The organism is Arthrobacter sp. K41 (assembly GCF_059089645.1).
In genome coordinates this window covers 653263-671913 of the sequence record NZ_JBNHEW010000001.1, presented here as the reverse complement: position 1 = coordinate 671913, position 18651 = coordinate 653263, and the positions used below count along the sequence as shown (strand labels likewise).

The following is an 18651-nucleotide window of genomic DNA, read 5'->3' as shown; positions in this document are numbered from 1 at the left end:
AGCTCACGGGGTCAGGTTGTAGGAAGTCTACAACGGTTCAGGGCTGGTTCCGCGACGGTTGACGCTCAACAGCGGCTTTGGGCGGGGCGGAAAGCCGGCCAACCACAAGGGCGGCCTGGAGCACAAACGCCTCCCGGGGAAGGAGCGGGTCCCAGCCGGTGACGTCGCAGACACGCTTCAGCCGGTATCTCACCGTGTTGGCATGGACGAAGAGTTCCCGGGCTGTTGCCTCCAGGGAATGACCCAGTTCCAGGTACGTTCCCAAGGTTTCCACCAACCCGTTGGAGGCGGCCAGGAGCGGGCGGTAGATGTTTTTCACCAGCGAGCGGCGGGCGGCGTCATCACCTGAAATCACCCGCTCGGGAAGCAGGTCGTCGGCGGCAACAGGCCGGGGCGCGGAGGGCCACGCCCGGGCTGCTGTCAGGCCGGCGAAGGCGGATTGGGCCGAGCCGCTGGCCTCGAGCAGGGAGCCGGCTTCGGGCCCGTACACCACGGGCCCGGGAGCGAACATGTCGCTGAGCTTGACGTATGCGGTTTCCCGATCCGAAACGCCGCCCAGGATCAGGATCAGGCGGTCACCCTGAATTCCCACGAGGGCATCTTCGGCGTAACGGCCTGCCATCCGGCGGAGCTCGCTGACATAGCTGGCGCTTGGTTCAGAGGGCGAGTTGCCCACCATTACGGTGAACCGTTCCTGTGCCTTCCAGCCCAGGGCGGCGATCCTTGAGCGCAGGGCGTCGGTGTTCTCGCCGCGGAGGATGGCATCCACGATCAGCGCTTCCAGCCGGGTGTCCCAGGAGCCGCGTGATTCGGCGGCACGTGCATAAACATCGGCCGCGGCAAACGCCACTTCGCGGGAATACCGAAGTACGGCCTCGCGCAGGGAAGGCTGGTCGGCCTCCGGAGCGATGACCGGCACCTGTTCCTCCACCACCTCCACCACGATCCGGATCAGCTGCAGCGCCTTCTGCAGACTGATGGACCGGGTCAGTTCTGTCGGGGCTGTCCCGAAAACGTCGGTGAGGATCCAGGAGGGGGAACTGGGGCGTTCATACCAGGTGACAAAGGCGGCGATGCCATTCTGGGCAACCATGCCAAGAGCGGAACGTTCATCGGAGCTGAGCCGGCCGTACCAGGGCAGCGATTTCTCCAGCTCCCGCAGGGTGGTGGTGGAAAGCTGGCCCACGTTTGCCCGCAGCTTTTTGAGTGTTTCGGATTTCTCCGGGGTGACGCCCGGCGGGGACGGTTTGCGCTTGGCGGACGGGGCGGCTGGTGCTGGCATTCTTTGAGCATACGGCTACTGCCCGGCAAGCTCCATTTGTGCAAAGGCTACAATCCCGTTGGTTCTGCGTCACAGCCTGTCCGTGCCTATAAAGAGACGACGGCGGCCCCCCGCCTTTCGGTGAGGGGCCGCCGTCGTCTGTTGCTTGACCCGGAGTTACCTACAGCTCCCGAGGCTTCACGTGCCCGCAAATCCCGGTATCTGCAAACAAGTTCACGGGGAGAGTGTCAGGACTCGCCTCCGGCGTTGCCGGTGGAACCGGCATTGACGTTGTGCAGCCGATACTTGTCGATGGCCTTCATCGGTGCCTGCGCGTCGACCTCACCACGGCGGGCCAGCATCTCCAGGGAACGCACCACGATGGAGTGGATGTCGTTTTTGAAGAAGCGGCGGGCTGCGGCGCGGGTGTCGGAGAAGCCGAAGCCGTCGGCGCCGAGGGTGGCGAATTCGTTGGGGACGAATTGGCGGATCTGGTCCGGGACGGCTTTCATGTAGTCCGAGACGGCGACGACGGGTCCGGTGGCGCCTTCGAGTTGTTTGGTGACGAACGGGACGCGGGCGGGCTGGCCGGGGTTGAGGAAGGCTTCTTCTTCGGCGGCCATGCCGTCGCGGCGCAGTTCGTTCCAGGAGGTCACGGACCAGACGTCTGCGGAGACGCCCCAGTCATCGGCCAGGAGCTGCTGGGCTTCCAGGGCCCAGGGCACGGAGACGCCGGAGGCGAGGATCTGGGTCCGGGGACCGTCGATCTTTGCCGGGTTGAGCAGGTAGATGCCCTTGAGGACTCCTTCGACGTCGAGTTCTTCGGGTTCGGCCGGCTGGGTGATGGGTTCGTTGTAGACCGTGAGGTAGTACATCAGGTTCCGGTCATCTGATTCCGGCCCGTACATGCGTTCGAGGCCGTGACGGATGATGTGGCCCATTTCGTAGCCGTAGGCGGGGTCGTAGGTGACCACGGCGGGGTTGGTGGAGGCCAGGAGGGGGGAGTGGCCGTCGGCGTGCTGGAGGCCTTCGCCGGTGAGGGTGGTCCGTCCTGCGGTGGCGCCGATGATGAACCCGCGGGTCATTTGGTCTGCTGCTGCCCAGAACGCGTCGCCGGTGCGTTGGAAGCCGAACATGGAGTAGAACACGTAGACCGGGACCAGGGGCACGCCGTGGGTGGCGTACGCGGTGCCGGCGGCGGTGAACGCTGCGACGGCGCCTGCTTCGTTGATGCCGGGGTGGATCAGCTGGCCTGCGGGGGATTCCTTGTAGGCCAGGACCAGGTCCCGGTCCACGGAGAGGTAGTTCTGGCCCTTGGGGTTGTAGATCTTCGCGGTGGGGAAGAACGCATCCATCCCGAACGTGCGTGCCTCATCGGGGATGATCGGGGCGATGTGCTTGCCGAAGGCCTTGTCCCGCATCAGGTCCTTGAGGAGCCTGACGAAGGCCATGGTGGTGGCGGCCTGCTGCTTGCCCGAACCGCGCTTGGCGACCTCGTAGGACTTCGCGTCCGGGAGGGTGATTTCGGCGTGCTTGGACCGGCGTTCGGGGACCGAGCCGCCCAGGGCGGCGCGGCGTTCCATCATGTACTGGATCTCCGGTGCGTCCATGCCGGGGTGGTAGTACGGGGGCTGGTACAGGTCTTTGTCGAGCTGGTCATCCGTGATGGGGATCCGCAGGTGGTCGCGGAACTTCTTCAGGTCATCGAGGGTGAGTTTCTTCATCTGGTGGGTCGCGTTGCGGCCCTCGAAGTGGGGTCCGAGGCCGTAGCCCTTGACGGTCTTGGCGAGGATGACGGTGGGTTTGCCCTTGAACTCGGTCGCTGCCTTGTACGCGGCGTAGACCTTGCGGTAGTCGTGGCCGCCGCGTTTGAGGTTCCAGATCTGGTCATCGGTCAGGTCCGCGACCAGGTCCTTGGTGGCGGGGTCCTTGCCGAAGAAGTGTTCGCGGACGAACCCGCCGGATTCGGCCTTGTAGGTCTGGTAGTCCCCGTCGGGGGTTTCGTTCATGATCTTCACCAGCGACCCGTCGGTGTCCTTGGTCAGCAGGTCATCCCATTCCCGGCCCCAGACGACCTTGATCACGTTCCAGCCCGCGCCGCGGAAGAACGCTTCGAGTTCCTGCATGATCTTGCCGTTACCGCGCACCGGCCCGTCCAGGCGCTGAAGGTTGCAGTTGATCACGAAGTTCAGGTTGTCCAGGTTCTCGTTCGCGGCGAGCTGGAGCAGGCCGCGGGATTCGGGCTCGTCCATTTCCCCATCGCCCAGGAACGCCCAGACCTGCTGGTCACTGGTGTCCTTCAGGCCCCGGTTGTGCAGGTACCGGTTGGACTGGGCCTGGTAGATCGCGTTCATCGGCCCGATGCCCATCGACACGGTGGGGAATTCCCAGAAGTCCGGCATCAGGCGCGGGTGCGGGTAGGAGGACAGGGCGTGGCCGGCCCGGGACTTTTCCTGCCGGAACCCGTCCAGGTCCTCCTCCGAAAGCCGGCCTTCCATGAACGCCCTGGCGTACATGCCGGGGGAGGCGTGGCCCTGGAAGAAGACCTGGTCCCCGCCGCCGGGGTGGTCCTTGCCGCGGAAGAAGTGGTTAAACCCGACCTCGTACAGGGTCGCGGCCCCGGCGTAGGTGGAAATGTGCCCGCCCACGCCGATGTTCGCCCGCTGCGCACGGTGGACCATCACCGCAGCGTTCCAGCGCATGTACGCCCGGTAGCGGCGCTCGAACTCCTCATTGCCCGGGAACTCCGCTTCCTGGTCCACCGGGATCGTGTTCACATAATCGGTAGTAGTCACCATCGGCACCCCGACGCTCTGCGCACCGGCACGCTGCAACAGGCTCCGCATGATGTATTGGGCACGCTCGGTACCCTGTTCCCTGATCAACGAATCCAGGGACTCAACCCACTCGGCGGTCTCTTCCGGATCACGATCAGGCAGCTGGTTAGTCAACCCGCTGAGGATATGGGAGGTATCTTCTCCTGCAGCCACGTCCAACCTCTCTTTGCGCGCATTTGATGGCGCACTCAGGCCGGGCAGGGTGACCGCCCGGCGTAAATACGCCGTGTGCGACGTATCGGTTACAACAGCCCGGTCATGTGTGCCGGGCAGGGTCCTAGCATTCCTACGCCTGCACTGGAGTTTCAGGGTTGTTGCTCCGCAGGCTTAGTTGTCACCTGCAACTCTAACTCTGTCCGGAACACGATGCGTAGCCGCAGGCTTCGGGGGCCCTGTTGTATTTCGCCGTCATACTGGTTGTGTGACAAAAAGCCGCTGCGGAGCGGGTTGGCTTCATCAGGTGTGACGCAGAATATGCGCCGCCCCGGGGGCGTCAGCTTGAAGCGCAGGCACAAAGGGTGTTGGCTTGGGAGTAATGGAAATCACTATGCACACTGCATATATGAGGCATTGGAGGAACACGTGAGCGAGGCCGACGCCGCCACATCGGTAAATGTGGCGGAAAAATTGGGTTTCAAGAACGGGGATCTGATTCAGGAGTTCGGTTACGACGACGACGTCGATTTCGACTTGCGTGACGATATTGAAGACTTCACGGGTTCGGAACTGCTGGACGAGGACGACCATGAAGTGGCGGACGCCGTTATCCTCTGGTGGCGCGACGGCGACGGCGACCTCGTGGACAGCCTCATGGATTCGCTGACTACCCTCAGTGAAACCGGCGTTGTCTGGGTCCTTACCCCGAAGTCCGGCAGGGCCGGTTACGTTTCCCCGGCCGAGATACAGGAAGCTGCGCCGACGGCCGGCCTGCACGTCACAACTTCGGCAGGCGTTTCAAAGGACTGGAGCGCGTCCCGCCTGGTGAGCAGGAAAAACAAGTGACGGCAGCGCTTGACGCTGCCACTCAAGGCGTGCCGGCCGTTGGCGTGCCGGCACCTGATTTCGAACTCGCCAATCAGTTCGGCGAACCGGTCAGGCTTTCTTCCTTCCGCGGCCAGAACGTGGTCCTGGTGTTCTATCCCTTCGCTTTTTCCGGAATCTGCACCGGGGAGCTGTGCGAGATACGGGACAACCTGGCCGCCTTCGAGGATGCCAACGCCACCGTCCTGGCTGTGTCCGTAGACAGCAAGTTCAGCCTGCGCGCCTACGCTGCCCAGGAAGGGTACAGTTTCGATCTGCTGGCGGACTTCTGGCCACACGGTGCCGTTGCCACCGCCTATGGCGTCTTCGATGCAGAGAGCGGGATGGCAAAGCGTGGCACGTTCATCATCGATGCCGCCGGAAATGTCCGGTACTCAGTGGTGAACCCGCGCGGCCAGGCCAGGGACCTACGGGAATACCGCGCTGCCTTGGCCAACCTCAGGCAGGCCTGACCGCCCATGGAGCAGCGGCGGGCGGGTGTAGGCCTGACAGGCTTCGCCAGCATGCCGCCGGTGGCTCCAGCGCGGCCCTCGGCGGAGGAGCTAGCCGTTCTGCTCCAGATCCGCGAAATCCTCGCCGGCAAGCGCTTTGCGTTGCTGACGGGCGCCGGGCTCAGTACAGATTCAGGCATCCCGGACTACCGCGGCCCGGAGTCAACTCCGCGGACCCCCATGACGTACCAGGAGTTCATCCGGGACGCCGCCAACAGGCAGCGCTACTGGGCCCGAAACCACATTGGCTGGTCCCATCTCCGCCATGCTGACCCCAACCAGGGCCATCGGGCTTCCGCCGAGCTGGAGCGGCGGGGCTTCCTCACCGGCTTGATAACCCAAAACGTTGACCGCCTGCACGAGGACGCCGGGAGCGTCAACGTCGTTGACCTTCACGGCAGGTATGACCAGGTGGTGTGCCTGGAGTGCCGCCGAACTTATTCCAGGCGCCTGCTGGCGGGAGTGCTGGAGGAGTTGAACCCCGATTTCCTGGCCCGGGCAGAGGAAACGGGACTGGTGGAAATGGCGCCGGACGCGGACGCCGCCGTTGAGGACCAGGCGCTGATCAGAAGCTTCGTGGTGGCTCTCTGCCCTGCATGCGGCGGAACGCTAAAGCCAGACTTTGTATACTTCGGGGAGAACGTGCCCAAAGAGCGGGTTGAGCGCTCGTACGCGATGGTGGACGATGCCCGCGCGCTGGTTGTGGCGGGATCGTCACTGACCGTCATGAGCGGGCTGCGCTTCGTCAGGCATGCCGCAAAGGACGGGAAGCCGGTCATCATTATCAACCGGGGGCAGACGCGGGGCGATGACAAGGCCGTGATCAAGCTGGAGGCGGGCGTCAGCGAAGCTTTGAGCTGGCTGGCCGCCGAGCTTCCGCCCTTGTAGCAGGGGCCGGGCAGGAATGCCGACGGCGCCGATTCGCGTTTCCCGGCCTGCATCCGGTAGAGTCTATGTTCGTTGGTTACGGCGCTGAAGCGCCGGATTCCGCGTGTTTGGGTCTTTAGCTCAGCTGGTAGAGCGCCACGTTTACACCGTGGATGTCATCGGTTCGATCCCGGTAGGACCCACCAGGAAACCCTGTTGTTTCCGCCTGAAGGCGGAAGCGGCAGGGTTTTTTCGTTGTCCGGCACCCGGGGTTTGAATGTCGGTGCCCTGCAATAGGTTTCAGGAATGGAACACGTGATGGTGCGAACCGGAATCAACGGAATGCCCGCGTCGGTTGTGCGCAACGGCAGGGAATGGACAGTAGGAGCCGAACCAGTCCGCTGGTTTGAGCGGGTGAGCTGGTGGGAACTGAACCGGAGGATGCCGAAGGGCCTCAGCCGGGTTGATGTCGAAGTCCTGCAGGTGCAGGTACGGCTCGGGGGCAACCACGGCTCGGCGCTGACCACAATGCTGCTGGAAAGGGACGGTGCAGGCGGCGGGTGGCGTCTGCGGGAGGCAGTCGCGGACGCAGCCTGATAACCGGGGTTCCGGGGGCCCGGTGGCCGCCGGGCATTGGAAAACCCTCCACCGCGACTATTGGGGGATGCCGCGGTGGAGGGTCTGAGATGAATATACCGTGAACGGCAGGAAACAAGGTAGTTCCTGCCGGGGTGTGTCGGCGCTATGTGGGCGGGTCTCCACCAACCGGATCCAAGGGACTCTGACGCCGGCCTGGCGTCCTGCCGGTGCGGTCAATTCAGTGGCGTACCGGAATAAAAACGCGCGGCTGCTCCGTCCAGGTATCAGACATCTGGGACATGGTCCGGCGCATAATCCTGTCGGAGGCATTCCGCGCAGCCGGGGCATCGCCCCTGGCGATGGCCTCTGCGACGTCTACATGCCATTGAAGGGCTGCCTCGTGCGGGTGGTCCGGCATCAGGCCGTGGACGGTGCGCCCGGTCAGGGTCTCGGCCACCTGCCCCATCAGGTTGGCGAACATTTCGTTGCCGGAGCCGGAGAGCAGCAGGGAATGGAACTGAATGTCCAGCTCGAGGAAGCGGGGCACCTCGCCGTTGTGTCCGGCGTCGCGCATTGCGTAGGCGACGTCCACGAGTTCCAGCCGCAGCGGCGCGGGAGCGTTTTCTGCGGCGAGTTCTGCTGCCGCGGGTTCGACGGCGGCACGCAGTTCGGCGAGTGAGCGGAGCTGCGCGCCGCGTGCGTCGCTTGCCAGGCGCCACCTGATGACCTGCGGGTCGAAGGGATTCCAGCGGCTCGCCGGCAGGACCCGGATGCCTACCCGCTTGGTGGTTTCCACGAGGCCGAGGGACTGCAGCACGCGGACGGCCTCGCGGATGACCGACCGCGACACCTTCAGCTCGTCTTCCAGCTGTTCAGCCAGCATGACGTGGCCGGCGGGCAGGTTGCCTGCGACGATGCGGGTGCCAAGATTCTCGATGGCACGGTGATGCAGGCTGGTGGTCATGCAGCTAAGCCTAGTGCTGGCCGGTGCTTCGCCCGCCTTTGTGGTGGACGGGCACTGACACAAAAGCTTCCAGTAGGTGGGCGTTACTTCCCTGTGACCCGTGGAATATATATGCTTTATTCAGACCCTCGGTCTGCAACTGTGCTTCCGCGCAAAGGGAGCCGCTGCACATCCAACGCACAGCATGAATTGGAGTTTTGATGTCTGCACACATCGGTGTCACCGGCCTTGCGGTGATGGGTGCCAACCTGGCCCGCAACCTCGCGCGGAACGGCTTCACGGTCGCACTGCACAACCGTTCGGTGGAAAAGACCGACGCCCTGCTCGAAAAGCACGGCACTGACGGCAACTTTGTCCGGACCGAAACCCTCCAGGAGCTCGTTGACTCCCTGGAGAAACCCCGCCGGGTCCTCATCATGGTGAAGGCAGGCAAGCCGGTGGACTCCGTCATCGAGCAGCTGGAACCGCTGCTGGAAGCCGGTGACATCATCATCGACGCCGGCAACTCCCACTATGAGGACACCCGCCGCCGCGAGGCCGCTCTGGCCAAAAAGGACCTGCACTTTGTCGGCGTGGGCGTCTCCGGCGGCGAAGAGGGCGCCCTGAACGGACCCTCCATCATGCCCGGCGGTTCCAAGGAGTCCTACAAGGCACTCGGCCCGCTGCTGGAAAAGATCTCCGCCAAGGTGGACGGCGAACCATGCTGCGCCTGGGTGGGAACCGATGGCGCCGGCCACTTCGTGAAGATGGTCCACAACGGCATCGAATACGCCGACATGCAGGTTATCGGCGAAGCGTTCGACCTGCTGCGCTCCGGAGCCGGCATTGAGCCGGCAGAGCAGTCCAAGATTTTCACCGAGTGGAACAAGGGCGAGCTGTCCTCCTTCCTGATCGAAATCTCCGCCGAGGTCCTGGGCCACGTCGACGCCAAGACCGGCAAGCCGTTCGTTGACGTTGTGGTGGATGCCGCAGGCCAGAAGGGCACCGGACGCTGGACCGTCATCTCCGCGCTCGAACTCGGCTCCCCGGTCTCCGGCATCGCCGAATCCGTCTTTGCACGCGCCCTGTCCTCCCAGGCGGGCCAGCGCAAGCTGGGCCAGGAACTGCTGGCCGGCAATGAAGCTTCCGTGGAAATCCCTGAGACCTTCGTTGAAGACGTCCGCCAGGCGCTGTACGCGTCAAAGCTGGTCTCCTACGCCCAGGGCCTGGACATGCTCACGTCGGCAGCCAAGGAATACGGCTGGGACCTGAAGCTGGACGAGATCGCTTCCCTGTGGCGGGCCGGCTGCATCATCCGTGCCGAGCTGCTCAAGGACATCACCAAGGCCTACGCTGCCGATGAGAAGCCGGCCAACCTGCTCTTCGCGCCGGCCTTCACCAAGGCCATCGCCGACGCCGTTCCCGCCTGGCGCCGCGTGGTGGCTACGGCTGTCCAGCTGGGTATCCCGGTACCGGTGTTCTCCTCCTCGCTGGCCTACTATGACGGCCTGCGCCGCAAGCGCGTTGCTGCAGCCCTGATCCAGGGCCAGCGTGACCTCTTCGGAGCGCACACCTACGGCCGTGTTGACGCCGAGGGCACCTTCCACACCCTCTGGGGCGAGGACAAGTCCGAGATCGAGGCAGTGGACACCCACTAGCAGCCGCGTTGAGTACGCCGAAGGCCGGCAGTTCCATCAAGGAACTGCCGGCCTTCGGCTTGTTCGGCTGCTGACTCCCGGCGGCGGAAATCGGGGAATCAGATCCGGTATTCGATGTCGTACTCAGCCGGATCGACTGCGGGCTTGGTCTCGCGTTGGGCGTCCCGGTGGCGCCACTTGGCGGGAACACCGGTGACGATTGACTCCGGCGGCGCGTCCTTGACCACCACCGCGTTGGCGCCCACAGCGCTGTCACGGCCGATGGTGATCGGGCCGAGGATCTTGGCGCCCGCACCGATCGTGACGCGGTCGCCAATAGTGGGATGCCGCTTGATCCTTGCCAGTGAGCGGCCGCCGAGCGTGACACCGTGATAAATCATCACATCCTCGCCAATTTCGGCGGTCTCACCGATGACCACACCCATGCCGTGGTCGATAAAGAACCTGCGGCCGATCGTGGCACCCGGATGGATCTCTATGCCGGTCCAGGACCGGCCCAGCTGGGAGAGCAGCCGTGCCGGGAACCGCAGGGCAGGGTTCTGCCACATGCGGTGCGTCAGGCGGTGGATCCAGATGGCGTGAAGGCCGGAATAGGCGAAAAAGTTCTCAAAAGAACCTCGAGCCGCCGGGTCGTGGGACCGGGCGGCGTCGAGGTCTTCCTTCAGTCTTGCAAAAAAGCCCACGAAGTTCTTTCTACAGGAAACGGGCGGAGGGCGGTTCTATTCAGCCGCGGATGTCGTCATAGAGCACGGTGGAGATGTAACGCTCGCCGAAGTCGCAAACAACAGCAACAATCAGCTTGCCTGCGTTCTCCGGGCGCTTCGCCAGTTCCAGGGCGCCCCACACAATGGCACCGGAGGAAATGCCGCCCAGGATGCCTTCCTTGACACCGAGTTCGCGGGCAACGCGGACAGAGTCTTCAAGGGTGGCGTCCAAAACTTCGTCGTACACGTTGGTGTCCAGGATTTCGGGGACGAAGTTTGCGCCGATGCCCTGGATCTTGTGCGGGCCGGGGGTGCCGCCGTTGAGGATTGCGGAGTCCTTGGGTTCCACAGCCACGATCTGGACGCCGGGCTTGCGTTCCTTCAAAACCTGTCCGACGCCGGTTACGGTTCCGCCGGTGCCCACACCTGCGACAAAGATGTCCACGGCACCGTCGGTGTCAGCCCAGATTTCCTCGGCCGTGGTGTTGCGGTGGACTTCCGGGTTGGCCTCGTTGGCGAACTGCTTGGCCCAAATGGAGTTCTCGGTGTTGGCCACAATTTCCTGGGCCTTCTCAACTGCGCCGCGCATCCCTTCGGAGCCCGGAGTCAGGACGATTTCGGCACCAAAAGCACGCAGCATCACGCGGCGCTCCGTGGACATGGTCTCCGGCATGGTCAGGATGACCTTGTAGCCGCGGGCGGCGCCCACCATGGCCAGGGCGATGCCGGTGTTGCCGGAGGTGCCCTCAACGATGGTTCCGCCGGGCTTCAGCGCGCCGGACTTCTCTGCTGCATCCACGATGGCCACACCGATGCGGTCCTTGACGCTGTTGGCCGGATTGTAGAACTCAAGCTTGACGGCGACGGTGGCATCCAGGCCCTCGCTGAGCCGGTTGAGCTTGACCAGCGGCGTGCCGCCGACCAGCTGTGTTACATCGTCATAGATCCGTGCCATGAAAATACGCCTATCTCTGAGGGTGGATACTGAGGTCAGCCTAACGACGCCGCGTAACGCCCGCTAAGCGTTAAGCCATGCAGAGTAATATTTCCTGGCCTTGGCGAGCTTGGGGTTGATGATCACCTGGCAGTACCCCTGTTCGGGATGCTTGGCGTAGTAGTTCTGGTGGAATTCCTCGGCAACAGAAAAGCGGGGGAGCCGGCTGACTTCGGTGACGATCGGATTCGCCCACAGGGCCTGGTTCCGGTCGATCGCTTCCTCAAAAAGGATCTTCTCTTCGGTGGTCTCGTAGAACATGGACGAGCGGTACTGCGTGCCGACGTCGTACCCCTGACGGTTGAGGGTTGTGGGATCGTGCAGGGCGAAGAACATGTCCAGGATGACCTCTGCCGGTATTACGTCCTCGTCGAAGGTCACTGCCACCACCTCGGCATGCCCGGTGGTGCCGCTGCAGACCGAGTAGTAGTCAGGGTGGGGATCGTGGCCCCCGGTGTAGCCCGACACCACTGAGGTGACACCCTTGGTCTTCTGGTAGACGGCGTCGAGGCACCAGAAGCAGCCTCCGCCCAAAACAAAAGTTTTCATGATCTCTTCAATGGTTCGCGGCGCAGGATGATTCCCCGGCCGGTTTACGGCGCCGCTTCAAACGTGGGGTCCCGGCGGCATGATGGGGTAAAACTAAGACTATGGAACCTGTGGACACTGACGTTACCGGCCAGGAGAATCACGACGGCGGCGCCCCTGCCGGTGAGGAGGCAGCGGCGGGCCAGCCCGAGGTTCCCACCCTTGGAGAACTGCTGCTGGCAGTCGAGGAACTGTGGCCCGAGTCCCTGGCCGAGAACTGGGACGAAGTCGGGCTGGTGGCGGGGCACCCTTCCGCTCCGGTCACCCGGGTGATGTTTGCCGTGGATCCCACCCTTGAGGTCATCGAGGAAGCAGTGCAGTGGGGAGCCGAACTCCTGATCACGCATCATCCGCTGCTCCTGAAAGGCGTCACGACGGTTGCTGCGACCACACCGAAGGGCCGGGCGGTCCACCGGCTGATCGAGTCGGGCACCGCCTTGTTGACCGTTCATACAAACGGGGATTCCGCCGTCGGGGGAGTGTCCGACGTGCTGGCCGACGCCCTGGGCCTGCAGGACGCCGCCCCGCTGACGGTGGCTGCCAACGGCCTTCCCGAAGAGGGAATCGGACGGGTCGGTGACCTGGCCGATGCCATGACCCTGGGGGACTTCGCAGCACGTGTCTTCGGGATCCTGCCCTCCGTGGCCGGGGGAGTGCGGGTCTCCGGTGACAAGGACGGGCTGGTGCGCCGGATTGCCGTCTGCGGCGGTTCAGGGGATTCGCTGTTCAATGAGGTGCGTGCCAGCAATGCCGACGTCTATGTCACTGCTGACCTGCGCCACCATCCAGCGTCCGAAGCACGGGAAGCGGCGCTGAACGGCCGGCCCTACCTGGTGGATGTCTCGCACTTCGCCAGCGAATGGCTGTGGCTGCCGGCAGCTGCGGCAGCACTGGGCAACGTCCTGGCTGACCAGGGCCATGACGTCGAAATCAAGGTCAGTACCACCAACAGCGATCCATGGGACTTCATCCTGACTCCGGGCTAAGCCCGTGTGAGTCCACCGGCCGGGCCCACACCGGCAGGGGAACGCAGCGGGCGCAGCGAGGCAGGGGAGCAGGCCAGGCGCTAGAGTCTAGGAAGCGCCGTTCAGGTGCCCGGCCCCGGCCGGAAGGGATCAAGCGGAGGTAACAGTGGCGAAGGCAGCACCGGCGGAACAGTTGAAGTTGCTTGAGCTGCAGGCGCTGGACGCCCGGCTGAGGTCTCTTGCCAACCGCCGCCGCTCCCTTGAGAACGATCCCCGCATCAAGGACCTCGAGGCCGCTTTGTCCGTGGCCAACGGGGAGCTGGGTTCCGCAAAGGTGGCCGTGCACGATGCCGAGGCCGAACTGAAACGCGCCGAGGCGGATGTGGAGCAGGTGACCACCCGCATCGAAAAGGATGAGGCCAGGCTTAACAGCGGAACGGGTCTGTCGAAGGACCTGGTCGCTCTGCAGAAGGACATCGCCTCCCTGAACAAGCGGCGCTCGGACCTTGAGGACGTGGAGCTTGAAGTTCTGGAACGTCTTGATTCCCTCCGGGCCCGGCAGGCAAAACAGCAGGGGATTGTGGACGACATCCAGGGATCGTTCGGCAGCATCCGGGCCGAGCTTGACGCAGCGCTGGCAGAGGTAGAGGCGGAGGCCGGCGGACTCCGCGCCCAACGCGCCGAGTTCGCCGCCGCGCTCGACGCCGGGATGCTGGCTGTGTACGAGAAGACCCTGGCCAAGCGCGGGGTGGGCGCCGCCCGGCTGTTTCACGGCACGTCCGAGGCCTCGGGAATGAAACTGAGTCCCGGCGACCTCGCCGAAATCAAGGCAGCTGCCGCCGACGACATCGTGTTCTGCCCCGACTCCGGCGCCATCCTTGTCCGCTCGGAAGAGTGGGCCTGACCCTCTCAAACAGCGTCAAGCGACCTCTAAGGCCTGGGAACGACGCCTACGGCTGCCAGGCTGGGGGAGGCGGGTAAGTTAGCCCGGCAGGATGATGTTCAACGCGTGTGCCTTCCGTGCTGAACCGGCCACGAGCTCGGCTTCCCACTTTTCGCAGGTCGCCTTGAGCAGTTGGGCCGGCGTCTCCGGCGCCTTGCCCCGCCGGGTCAGGAGGTGCCGGGCAAGTTCACCGCGGGTGTGCTTGGCGAAGTGGCTGACCACCTTCCGGACCCCCTTGACCTCGGTGTATACATTGACAGTGACGGTTTGGGCGGCCGGCGGTGTCCACGCTGCCGCGTAGGTGCTCGACCGGCAGTCCACCAGCAGCTGCCCGGAAGCGGCTTCCGCCAGGGCGTCGGCGAGCTGGGGTTTCCAGAAAGAGGCGAGGCGGCCGACGTCGGGCAGCGCAGTTCCCATTGACAGCCGGTAGGCGGGCACGCTGTCGCCGAAGCGTATGGCCCCCCACAGTGCCGAGATAACGAGTACCGACCCGTCCGCCTTGCGGCGCTGGCTGACGGTGAGGCTTTTGTAGCCCAGGGCGTCGTAAAGCACCCCCGAATAGATCTGGTGGGCTGGAGCCGCAGGTTCAGCGTGGAGGCGGGTGTTCCGGTCGACGTCGTCCTTCAGCGATGCCCCGACCCCCAGCAGCGAGAGGGCGTCCTCATGCGCGCTCATTGTACCCAGCGCGTCCAGCACTTTGGCCCGGTAGGAGTTCAGCTGCGGGAAGCTCAGCGAAGGCCAGTCGACGGCGGATCCGCGGACCGCGGGTGTCTTGCCTTCAGAGGGGGGAAGCAGAATCAGCACCGTCCGATCCTACCGGCGGAGGGAAAGCTGCACGGCGCCGGTAGACTGGTAGCGGATGGGTTGACCAGGCGGCCGCGCGTCACGCAAGTGGCTCGAGGAACGTCCGGGCTCCGCAGGGCAGGGTGGTGGGTAACGCCCACTCGGGGTAACCCGCAGGCCAGTGCCACAGAGAACAGACCGCCTGGGTCGCGCCGGTTTGAAAGCGGCACGAAGCAGGTAAGGGTGAAACGGTGGTGTAAGAGACCACCAGCTTCCCGGGTGACCGGGAAGGCTAGGTAAACCCCACCCGGAGCAAGGCCAGACAGGACACGTTTGAGGGCTGCCCGCCCGAGTGTCCGGGTAGGCCGCTGGAGGGCGCCGGCAACGGCGTTCGTAGATGGATGGCCGCTACTCCCGCGCCGGCAACGGAGCGGGAGCACAGAACCCGGCGTATCGGTCAACCCATCCATCACACTTGTTTGACCTAGGACGCTGCGTTGGGGATGCTGAACCGTGCCCGCTGTTACTGATGGAGAACCCGCCCCGGGAGACGCCGCGCGTCGGTTGCCTTCCCCGGGCAGGCAAGCGGCTGCCCTTGTTGGTTTCCTGGGCCTTTCCTATGCCGTGTGCATGCTGGCCTCCGTCCCGATCATCCTCAACTCCAACGGCTGGTTTGCTGCCTCGGTCAAAGCACCGTGGATGCCGGCCGGGTGGATGTTCCGGACTGTGTGGTTCGCCCTCTATGCCTTCAGTGCGGCCGCGGCGTGGCTGGTTTGGCGCCGGGGAGCCCTGTCGGGCCGAGCCGGAAGGACCTACGCCCTGCAGTTGCTGCTGAACCTGGCGTGGCCGTACCTGTTTTTTGGGCTTTACCCTCTGCTTGGCGCCGCTGCACTCTGGCTCGCCCTCGCGGTCATCTGCGCCCTGGCTCTCGTATTAACGCTGCTGATCCTGCAGTTCGGGCCAGTCCATACCTGGGCCGGGCTGCTGGTACTGCCCTACTTTTCGTGGGTGGTGTTTTCCGCCAGCCTCAACCTCTACTCCGCCATCCACAACTGAGCCATGCCGGTGAATCCACAGCAGCCTGCTGTGTGAGTGATTTCACGCAGCCCATGCACCGGCAGGGGAGTGCACCAATTTAGAATGGATAACGGACGCAGGAGTTCTTCCGCCGGAGTTGCGTTCGCATCCGGCGGTTTTCTTTTGCACACAACCAGGCGCCTGGGGCCAAATCCCGCAGGTGCCAGTGCCCCTGGACATCATCAGGTGGCCGACATTCGTGTACGAGGACGTACGCGGCTGAACCGAGGAAGGTATTTCTGTGAGCCAGACGTCAGATTCTTGTCTTGATACGTGGATGGGCCGGGAGGCCCTCGCCGAGGCCATGATTCCGGTGATCGGCCGGCTGTACCGCGAAAATAACGTGGTGACCAGCATCCATGGCCGGAGCCTGATCAACAAGTCCACCATGAACATCCTCAAGGCGCACCGCTTTGCGCGCCGGATGAGCAAGGACGAACTGCGGCTGGAGGAAACCGCCCCGCTCCTGAACATCCTCGCCGGGCTGGAACTCGGTGCCGCAGCGATCGACATCGCCCGGCTGAACCAGAAGTTCAAGGAAGAGGGCGGCGACGCCACGCTGGAGGAATTCCTTCGCGCCGAACTGGCTGACGTGGTGGGCAAGCGCGGCGGCGACGACCGCACCAGCACCGACGTCGTCCTGTACGGCTTCGGCCGCATCGGCCGGCTCCTGGCCCGCCTCCTGATCGAAAAGGCCGGCGGCGGCCACGGCCTGCGGCTGCGCGCCATCGTGGTACGCCGGGGCTCCGACAACGACCTTTCCAAGCGTGCCAGCCTGCTGCGCCGCGACTCGGTGCACGGGTCCTTCGAAGGCACCATCCGGATCGACGAGACAGCCAACACCATCACGGCCAACGGCGTCCAGGTGCAGGTCATCTACTCGGACAACCCCGCCACCATCGACTACACGGCCTACGGCATCAACAACGCCCTGGTGGTGGACAACACCGGCCGCTGGCGCGACGCTGAAGGCCTGTCCCAGCACCTGCAGAGCAAGGGTGTGGCGCGGGTGCTGCTGACCGCCCCAGGCAAGGGCGAACTGAAGAACATCGTCCACGGCATCAACCACCGCACCATCGAGGACACGGACCAGATCGTGTCCGCGGCCTCCTGCACCACCAACGCCATCACCCCGGTCCTGAAGGCCATCAACGACAAGTTCGGCGTTATCCACGGCCACGTCGAGACCGTTCACTCCTTCACCAACGACCAGAACCTGATCGATAACTTCCACAAGGGCGACCGCCGGGGCCGCTCGGCAGCGCTGAACATGGTGATCACCGAAACCGGTGCCGCGAAGGCCGTCGCCAAGGCCCTGCCCGAGCTGCTGGGCAAGCTGACCGGCAGCTCCATCCGCGTCCCCACCCCCGACGTTTCCCTGGCAATCCTGAACCTGAGCCTGGAAAACGGGACCACCAAGGACGAGGTCAACGACTACCTGCGGGAGATGTCCCTGCACTCGGACCTGCGCAAGCAGATCGACTACATTGACTCACCTGAAGTGGTCTCCACCGACTTCGTTGGGTCCCGCCGCGCGGGCATCGTGGACGGCCTGGCCACCATCTCCAACGAAAAAAACCTGGTGCTCTACGTCTGGTACGACAACGAGTTCGGCTACAGCTGCCAGGTGGTCCGCGTGATGGAGGAAATGGCCGGTGTGAACCCGCCGTCCTTCCCCGCCAAAGAATCCGCCGCAGCCCTGGCTGCCATCTCCGTCTGATCAACCGCGGCGGTGTCCTGATTTCCCGGCTGGTTCCTCTGGAAACAGCCGGGAAACGGGACCACACTTGTGCCATGGATAAAGACTCGACACTCCAGCACGAGACCACCCTGGAACACGCCCTGGATGTGGCAAAAGCCAACCACAAAGAGGCTGTCCGGCTGCTTGAACGCGCCCGCGCCGCCTACCAGGCGGGCGACGTCGGCGAGGACCGGGTGCGGCAGCTTGAAGGACTCCTGGCCATCGCGGAGGAGGACCTCCGGCGGGTGATGCGGGAGCAATAGCTCCCGGTGTGACCTTTCACTCGCCCTCCACAGTGTGGATATCTGCGGGGAGGGACGGCACGTGTCCTAGGCTCTTCTGGTGCGTGAGAACACCCGAAGGGCAGAAACCCGATGACCGTGAGCTGGTCCGCCTATCGACGGTCCCGCCGGCGTTCCCGGCAGGCGTGGGGAGTCCTGGCACTTGCTGCCGTCTCGGCTCTTGGAGCCCTGTTCTGGTTCTTCACCGCCGGCCAGTTTGCCGTGGCGGAGCCCACGGCGTCCGGGCCCACAGAGGCCCCCGTTTTTGACCCTGCCTGGATGAAACCCGTTGTCCCGGTGCATCCGGTGCCACCCGGGACGGCACTGTCCGCACTGGAAGGGCTTGCCGTGAAGGGCCGCGCCGCCAAGGACAACTACGACCGCGAGGCGTTCGGCCAGGCATGGCAGGACGTGGACCGCAACGGCTGCGATACACGCAACGACATACTTCGCCGCGACCTGACGGCGGTGGTCTTTATGAAAGGATCAAAGTGCCGGGTGGCAGCCGGCTCCCTCCATGAGCCCTATCTCGGGCAGTTCGTGGAATTCCGCCGTGGCTCCGAAAGCAGCCGCGCGGTTCAGATAGACCACGTGGTTCCGTTGGCGGACGCGTGGCAAAAGGGCGCCCAGGGCCTAAGTGCGGGGGAGCGTCAAAGCCTCGCCAACGATCCGCTGAACCTCATTGCCGCGGACGGGCCGGTCAACGGCCAGAAGGGCGCCGGAGATGCCGCTACCTGGCTCCCCAAAAACAAATCCATCCGCTGCCATTACGTGGCGCGGCAGGTTTCCGTCAAGGCAGCCTATGGCCTGTGGGTGACGGAGCCGGAAAAAGAGGCCATGAAGCGCGTGCTGGGGTCCTGCCCGGACCAGCAGACCATCTCAGCCAACTGATCCCTGC

At 64.3% G+C, this 18651-nt stretch carries 18 protein-coding genes, 1 tRNA gene and 1 other RNA gene; 13 read left to right on the top strand and 7 right to left on the bottom strand.

Annotated elements, in window-relative coordinates; all coding sequences use genetic code 11:
- Positions 1–37: 37 nt before the first annotated feature.
- Positions 38–1282, bottom strand: a complete 1245-nt coding sequence (locus AC5RTE_RS03195) for a PucR family transcriptional regulator (protein ID WP_494039940.1) — start codon at positions 1280–1282, stop codon at positions 38–40.
- A 227-nt stretch (positions 1283–1509) separates the two neighbouring features.
- Complete coding sequence (gene aceE, locus AC5RTE_RS03190) at positions 1510–4251, bottom strand: pyruvate dehydrogenase (acetyl-transferring), homodimeric type (protein WP_494039939.1); 2742 nt, start codon at positions 4249–4251, stop codon at positions 1510–1512.
- A 429-nt stretch (positions 4252–4680) separates the two neighbouring features.
- On the opposite strand from aceE, the gene AC5RTE_RS03185 reads away from it, so the two are divergent.
- The 5 genes from AC5RTE_RS03185 to AC5RTE_RS03165 all read left to right on the top strand — a co-directional run bounded on the left by AC5RTE_RS03185 (position 4681) and on the right by AC5RTE_RS03165 (position 7094).
- On the top strand, positions 4681–5100 hold the full coding sequence (locus AC5RTE_RS03185) for a DUF3052 domain-containing protein (protein ID WP_494039938.1): 420 nt from the start codon (positions 4681–4683) through the stop codon (positions 5098–5100).
- Entirely contained in the window at positions 5097–5591 is a 495-nt protein-coding gene (locus tag AC5RTE_RS03180) for a peroxiredoxin (RefSeq protein WP_494039937.1), read from the top strand. Before AC5RTE_RS03185 ends, AC5RTE_RS03180 begins: the two co-directional genes overlap by 4 nt.
- 6 nt (positions 5592–5597) lie before the next feature.
- Positions 5598–6518 carry an NAD-dependent protein deacetylase gene (locus AC5RTE_RS03175; protein WP_494039936.1) on the top strand — a complete coding sequence of 307 codons (921 nt, stop codon included), beginning with the start codon at positions 5598–5600 and terminating at the stop codon, positions 6516–6518.
- 109 nt (positions 6519–6627) lie between these two features.
- Positions 6628–6703 (top strand) — tRNA-Val (locus AC5RTE_RS03170).
- A 100-nt stretch (positions 6704–6803) separates the two neighbouring features.
- Positions 6804–7094 (top strand): hypothetical protein, encoded by a 291-nt coding sequence (locus AC5RTE_RS03165; RefSeq protein WP_494039935.1) that lies wholly within the window; start codon positions 6804–6806, stop codon positions 7092–7094.
- A 220-nt stretch (positions 7095–7314) separates the two neighbouring features.
- On the opposite strand, the gene AC5RTE_RS03160 is transcribed toward AC5RTE_RS03165, so the two are convergent.
- Positions 7315–8040 (bottom strand): FadR/GntR family transcriptional regulator, encoded by a 726-nt coding sequence (locus AC5RTE_RS03160; protein WP_494039934.1) that lies wholly within the window; start codon positions 8038–8040, stop codon positions 7315–7317.
- Between the two features lie 200 nt (positions 8041–8240).
- On the opposite strand from AC5RTE_RS03160, the gene gnd reads away from it, so the two are divergent.
- Positions 8241–9677, top strand: a complete 1437-nt coding sequence (gene gnd, locus AC5RTE_RS03155; protein ID WP_494039933.1) for an NADP-dependent phosphogluconate dehydrogenase — start codon at positions 8241–8243, stop codon at positions 9675–9677.
- Between the two features lie 98 nt (positions 9678–9775).
- Here the strand turns inward: gnd and epsC are convergent, their stop codons facing one another.
- From epsC to msrA, 3 genes are all read right to left on the bottom strand, one after another.
- Positions 9776–10360 carry a serine O-acetyltransferase EpsC gene (epsC, locus tag AC5RTE_RS03150; protein WP_307609633.1) on the bottom strand — a complete coding sequence of 195 codons (585 nt, stop codon included), beginning with the start codon at positions 10358–10360 and terminating at the stop codon, positions 9776–9778.
- Positions 10361–10400: 40 nt separating this feature from the next.
- Positions 10401–11336: a cysteine synthase A gene (cysK, locus tag AC5RTE_RS03145; protein WP_494039932.1), complete on the bottom strand. Its 936-nt coding sequence runs from the start codon at positions 11334–11336 to the stop codon at positions 10401–10403.
- Between the two features lie 63 nt (positions 11337–11399).
- Complete coding sequence (msrA, locus tag AC5RTE_RS03140) at positions 11400–11924, bottom strand: peptide-methionine (S)-S-oxide reductase MsrA (protein ID WP_494039931.1); 525 nt, start codon at positions 11922–11924, stop codon at positions 11400–11402.
- 101 nt (positions 11925–12025) lie between these two features.
- Between msrA and AC5RTE_RS03135 the strand changes: the two genes are divergently transcribed.
- Together AC5RTE_RS03135 and AC5RTE_RS03130 are read left to right on the top strand one after the other, a co-directional pair.
- Entirely contained in the window at positions 12026–12949 is a 924-nt protein-coding gene (locus AC5RTE_RS03135) for a Nif3-like dinuclear metal center hexameric protein (RefSeq protein WP_494039930.1), read from the top strand.
- Between the two features lie 145 nt (positions 12950–13094).
- Positions 13095–13832: a zinc ribbon domain-containing protein gene (locus AC5RTE_RS03130; RefSeq protein WP_494039929.1), complete on the top strand. Its 738-nt coding sequence runs from the start codon at positions 13095–13097 to the stop codon at positions 13830–13832.
- Positions 13833–13910: 78 nt separating this feature from the next.
- Here AC5RTE_RS03130 and AC5RTE_RS03125 read toward each other — a convergent pair whose 3' ends face one another.
- Positions 13911–14675, bottom strand: coding sequence for a YaaA family protein (locus AC5RTE_RS03125; RefSeq protein WP_494039928.1), 765 nt, complete (start codon positions 14673–14675; stop codon positions 13911–13913).
- A 56-nt stretch (positions 14676–14731) separates the two neighbouring features.
- On the opposite strand from AC5RTE_RS03125, the gene rnpB reads away from it, so the two are divergent.
- The 5 genes from rnpB (at position 14732) to AC5RTE_RS03100 (ending at position 18644) form a co-directional block, all read left to right on the top strand.
- Positions 14732–15123: RNase P RNA component class A (gene rnpB / locus AC5RTE_RS03120), an RNA gene on the top strand.
- Between the two features lie 44 nt (positions 15124–15167).
- Positions 15168–15710: a TspO/MBR family protein gene (locus AC5RTE_RS03115; RefSeq protein WP_494039927.1), complete on the top strand. Its 543-nt coding sequence runs from the start codon at positions 15168–15170 to the stop codon at positions 15708–15710.
- A gap of 262 nt (positions 15711–15972) precedes the next feature.
- The gene (locus AC5RTE_RS03110; protein ID WP_494039926.1) at positions 15973–17451 is read left to right on the top strand and encodes a glyceraldehyde-3-phosphate dehydrogenase; all 1479 of its coding nucleotides are present in this window, start codon (positions 15973–15975) and stop codon (positions 17449–17451) included.
- 74 nt (positions 17452–17525) lie between these two features.
- Complete coding sequence (locus AC5RTE_RS03105) at positions 17526–17735, top strand: hypothetical protein (protein WP_494039925.1); 210 nt, start codon at positions 17526–17528, stop codon at positions 17733–17735.
- Between the two features lie 111 nt (positions 17736–17846).
- The gene (locus AC5RTE_RS03100) at positions 17847–18644 is read left to right on the top strand and encodes an HNH endonuclease family protein (RefSeq protein ID WP_494039924.1); all 798 of its coding nucleotides are present in this window, start codon (positions 17847–17849) and stop codon (positions 18642–18644) included.
- Positions 18645–18651: the final 7 nt, after the last annotated feature.

Bases quoted from the DNA above. Each gene is read 5' to 3' on its own strand.
- msrA (WP_494039931.1), bottom strand. From the start codon at position 11,924: ATGAAAACTTTTGTTTTGGGCGGAGGCTGCTTCTGGTGCCTCGACGCC.
- AC5RTE_RS03175 (WP_494039936.1), top strand. From the start codon at position 5,598: ATGGAGCAGCGGCGGGCGGGTGTAGGCCTGACAGGCTTCGCCAGCATG.
- cysK (WP_494039932.1), bottom strand. From the start codon at position 11,336: ATGGCACGGATCTATGACGATGTAACACAGCTGGTCGGCGGCACGCCG.
- AC5RTE_RS03160 (WP_494039934.1), bottom strand. From the start codon at position 8,040: ATGACCACCAGCCTGCATCACCGTGCCATCGAGAATCTTGGCACCCGC.
- AC5RTE_RS03165 (WP_494039935.1), top strand. From the start codon at position 6,804: ATGGAACACGTGATGGTGCGAACCGGAATCAACGGAATGCCCGCGTCG.
- AC5RTE_RS03195 (WP_494039940.1), bottom strand. From the start codon at position 1,282: ATGCCAGCACCAGCCGCCCCGTCCGCCAAGCGCAAACCGTCCCCGCCG.
- AC5RTE_RS03105 (WP_494039925.1), top strand. From the start codon at position 17,526: ATGGATAAAGACTCGACACTCCAGCACGAGACCACCCTGGAACACGCC.
- AC5RTE_RS03135 (WP_494039930.1), top strand. From the start codon at position 12,026: ATGGAACCTGTGGACACTGACGTTACCGGCCAGGAGAATCACGACGGC.
- AC5RTE_RS03100 (WP_494039924.1), top strand. From the start codon at position 17,847: ATGACCGTGAGCTGGTCCGCCTATCGACGGTCCCGCCGGCGTTCCCGG.
- gnd (WP_494039933.1), top strand. From the start codon at position 8,241: ATGTCTGCACACATCGGTGTCACCGGCCTTGCGGTGATGGGTGCCAAC.